Source organism: Flavobacterium sp. (assembly GCF_043720215.1).
Lineage (GTDB): Bacteria > Bacteroidota > Bacteroidia > Flavobacteriales > Flavobacteriaceae > Flavobacterium.
In genome coordinates this window covers 1-4,013 of sequence record NZ_JAYSSZ010000132.1, presented here as the reverse complement: position 1 = coordinate 4,013, position 4,013 = coordinate 1, and the positions used below count along the sequence as shown (strand labels likewise).

The 4,013-nt window shown below is 33.4% G+C and carries 4 protein-coding genes and 1 tRNA gene; all 5 read left to right on the top strand.

Annotated elements, in window-relative coordinates; translation table 11 throughout:
• The first annotated feature begins 163 nt into the window (after window positions 1-163).
• The 5 genes from ACHZC3_RS06260 (at window position 164) to ACHZC3_RS06240 (ending at window position 3,925) form a co-directional block, all read left to right on the top strand.
• The gene (locus tag ACHZC3_RS06260; protein ID WP_394759018.1) at window positions 164-619 is read left to right on the top strand and encodes an LptF/LptG family permease; all 456 of its coding nucleotides are present in this window, start codon (window positions 164-166) and stop codon (window positions 617-619) included.
• Window positions 619-1,752, top strand: coding sequence for a 3,4-dihydroxy-2-butanone-4-phosphate synthase (gene ribB, locus ACHZC3_RS06255; protein WP_394759017.1), 1,134 nt, complete (start codon window positions 619-621; stop codon window positions 1,750-1,752). Before ACHZC3_RS06260 ends, ribB begins: the two co-directional genes overlap by 1 nt.
• A 146-nt stretch (window positions 1,753-1,898) precedes the next feature.
• Window positions 1,899-1,986, top strand: a tRNA-Ser gene (locus ACHZC3_RS06250).
• Between the two features lie 269 nt (window positions 1,987-2,255).
• Window positions 2,256-3,500 (top strand): site-specific integrase, encoded by a 1,245-nt coding sequence (locus tag ACHZC3_RS06245; protein WP_394759016.1) that lies wholly within the window; start codon window positions 2,256-2,258, stop codon window positions 3,498-3,500.
• Window positions 3,501-3,628: 128 nt separating this feature from the next.
• Window positions 3,629-3,925, top strand: coding sequence for an SDR family oxidoreductase (locus ACHZC3_RS06240; protein ID WP_394759015.1), 297 nt, complete (start codon window positions 3,629-3,631; stop codon window positions 3,923-3,925).
• Window positions 3,926-4,013: the final 88 nt, after the last annotated feature.

The following is a 4,013-nucleotide window of genomic DNA, read 5'->3' as shown; positions in this document are numbered from 1 at the left end:
TTGGTCTCGCGCCGTGGGTGCCGCTCGACGGGATTTCGGCACATCCCAAGGTTGATGCGCGCACCGGCGAGTTGATGTTCTTCTACAACCAGATTCATTAAGACCAAAAAGATCTAAAACACCCGCACTTACTAGTTTTTTAAGTAAAACGGAAAAATCTAAAATTTTAGAAATTGCTGCTAGTGATGCTTTAAGTTCTAAGCAAAATTTCGAAATAAATAATTTTTCATTAGGGTACAAGAAGAAAGATATTAATAATTATTGGTTATCGATTCACGAGAAATTTGTAATCGCATTTGCCTGTATATTAATGTTTTTTATAGGAGCACCACTTGGCTCTATTATTAGAAAAGGAGGATTGGGTTTGCCAATAGTTTTTGCTATGCTGATATTTATTACCTTTCATTTTCTAAACACATTTGGGAAAAAAGTTGCACAAGAATCTGGAATAACACCTTTTTTTGGAGCTTGGATATCGTTTTTCTTATTGGTTCCACTAGCAATTTATTTAACGAGAAAAGCAATTAACGATAGCGGAAATATAAGTTTCGATGGTATAACAGAACCATTAAAAAAAATATATACTAAATTTGCAGAGCGCAATAAATCACAATTATAATGATTACTGAGAAGATTAAGTTAAATACTATTGAAGAAGCAATTGAAGACATTCGCAAAGGTAAAGTAATTATTGTAGTTGATGATGAAGACCGCGAAAACGAAGGTGATTTTCTTGCTGCTGCCGAAAAAGTAACACCAGAAATGATAAACTTTATGGCAACACACGGTCGTGGTTTAATATGTGCACCACTTACCGAGAGTCGTTGTAAAGAATTGGGTTTAAGAGCTATGGTTTCTAATAATACCGATCATATGGAAACAGCTTTTACCGTTTCTGTCGATTTAAAAGGAAATGGAGTTACTACTGGTATATCTGCATCAGATAGAGCAAAAACAATACTTTCTTTAATAGATTCAAATACAAAACCATACGATTTAGCACGACCAGGACATATTTTTCCTTTAGTAGCTAAACAAGGAGGAGTGTTAAGGAGGACAGGACATACGGAAGCTGCAATAGATTTTGCAAGACTCGCTGGTTTCAAGTCTGCAGGAGTTATTGTAGAAATCATGAACGAAGATGGTACAATGGCACGTTTACCTCAATTAGTTGAAGTGGCTAAAAAGTTTGATTTAAAACTCGTTTCAATAGAAGATTTAGTTGCTTATAGAATGCAACATGATAGTTTGATTGTAAAAAAAGAAGATTTTGATATTGAAACCCGTTTTGGAGCTTTTAGATTAAGAGCCTATGAGCAAACTACAAATAAACAAATTCACATAGCATTAACTAAAGGAACTTGGAATTTAGGAGAATCTATACTAACTAGAATTAACTCATCGCAAGTAAATAACGATTTATTAGGCACATTGACGAATAATGCTGACAAACAACTTGACGATATGTTTAAAGTAATAAACGAAGCCGGTAGAGGAGCTGTTATTTTCATTAATCAAGATATGCAATCAGTAAGTTTATTAAATAGAATTTCTGAACTTAAAGTTTTACAATCTAAAGGAGAAATGAAAGCGCCTAAAATTATTATTGATGCAAAAGACTTCGGAATTGGAGCGCAAATTCTTCATGATATAGATATTTCTAAAATAAGATTAGTATCTAATGCAGAACATGCAAAACGCGTTGGAATGATAGGTTATGGGCTCGAAATAATGGAATATGTAGCTTACTAAAATATTTTATTTGTATTTAAGTTTTTAAAAATGAATTAGTTAATAAATTTACTTTAAAAAATTTTTTGTTTTATTGAGTTTTATTTTTGATAATCAAAAAAGGTTACTATATTTGCACTCGCAATCAGCAATGATAGCGATATACTGGAGAAATGGCAGAGCGGTCGAATGCGGCAGTCTTGAAAACTGTTGACTGTAACAGGTCCGGGGGTTCGAATCCCTCTTTCTCCGCCAGTTGCTAAACAAAGGCAATCAAAACCTCGTAAATCTTATGATTTACGGGGTTTTTTCTTTTATGTGCTAACCAAAATATTCATTTAATCTTATCTCTAAAGAGATAAAATCGAGACCCTAGAATTTTCAAAAATTAGGGTCTCGCTAAATCCTTTAAACATTTCAAACAACCAGTTCAATCACTTGTTCATCGACAAGTTTACTATTTGAACATCTTGTTTGATATTGATTTTGAAACTAAATTGAATACTAATTAAAAGGTTACCACTATGAAAACAAAAATCACTTTGTATTTTTATGCTAAAAGCACAAAAGCCAATGCAGCAGGACAACTCCCAATTTATGTGCGCTTAACAGTTGACGGAAAACGATTAGAGTTCAGCACCAAGAAATTTGTCGATAACTCCAAATGGTCCTCCGAACTATCTAAAATGAAAGGCACAACAGAAGAAGCACGTTCAATAAATAGTTACCTTGATTTGATGAAAACGAAAGTTTTCAATGCACAAATGGAATTAATGCACCGAAACGAGAACTTAACGATTGAAAATTTCAAAGAAAAATTATTAGGAACCGAACAGCGTCAAAGAATGCTAATCCCAATATTCCAAGACCACAACAACAAAATCAAAGAATTGGTTGGGAAAGAATATGCACCAGGAACATTAGAACGTTACAAAACTTCGTTGAGCCACACCATCGAGTTCCTGCAATGGAAATACAAAGTTTCGGATATTGAGATAAACAAAATAGATCACGCATTTGTAACCGATTATGAATTCTGGTTAAGAAGCGTTCGGAACTGCGCTAATAATACAGCCGTTAAATACATCAAGAATTTTAGTAAAATAATCAAGCTTTGTCTGGCCAATGATTGGATAGACAAAAATCCATTTGCGAATTACAAATCAAAAGTTAAAGAAGTCGAACGAGTTTATTTATCTGAAGAAGAAATTCAAAGAATAATCGAAAAAGATTTTAAAACCGAAAGATTATCATTGGTTCGTGATATATTCCTTTTTAGCTGTTTTACTGGTTTGGCGTACATAGATGTCAAAAACTTAACCAAATCGCATATAAGCATCGGTATTGATGGTGAGAAGTGGATATTTACCCACAGACAGAAAACCGAAACGGCTTCTAAAATTCCAATTCTTCCAGTAACACAAATGATTATTGATAAATATTCAGATCATCCAAAAAGCAATAACGAAGATAGACTTTTGCCAATTTTAACCAATCAAAAAATGAATGCTTATCTAAAAGAAATAGCTGGCGTTTGCGAGATTGAAAAAGAATTAACCTTTCACATTGCCCGACATACTTTTGCAACAACTGTAACACTTACAAATGGTGTTCCAATAGAAAGCGTAAGTAAAATGCTAGGTCATAAGAACCTTAGAACTACCCAACATTATGCAAAGGTTTTGGATAAAAAAGTGAGTGAGGATATGAAAATTTTAAGAGATAAGTTTGCAATGATATCAATACAAAAAGAGCAAAAAATAATTTAAGAACACATTTTTTATTCAAAAAAAATATTATCAAAAAACATTGAAAAGACTACTACAAAAGTTGATTTGGCTATTTTTAAGCTTTAAATGTTACTGAAATTTGCATCAATATTTAAACTTAAAAAAAGATGAAAATTATTTTAACAGGTTCTTTAGGGAACATAGGTAAACCATTAACACAACAGTTAGTGCAAAAAGGACATCAAGTAACTGTGATAAGCAGTAATGTTGAAAAAATACAAGCTATTGAAAATTTAGGAGCAATTGCAGCTATTGGGTCATTAGATGATGAAAGCTTTCTTACAGAAACTTTCACAGGAGCAGATGTAGTTTATACGATGGTTCCACCTAATTACTTTGCTGAAATTGATATTAGAGAATATTATCGTAAAACAGGTATTGTTTACAAGCAAGTGTGCCTATGATAAGCCGCGGGCGCGGGAAACCTGAACAGCAGAATGAGCAACGACCTCTTCCTCGGCGCACTTGCGCGCATGGGGTTGCTGAGCGCGG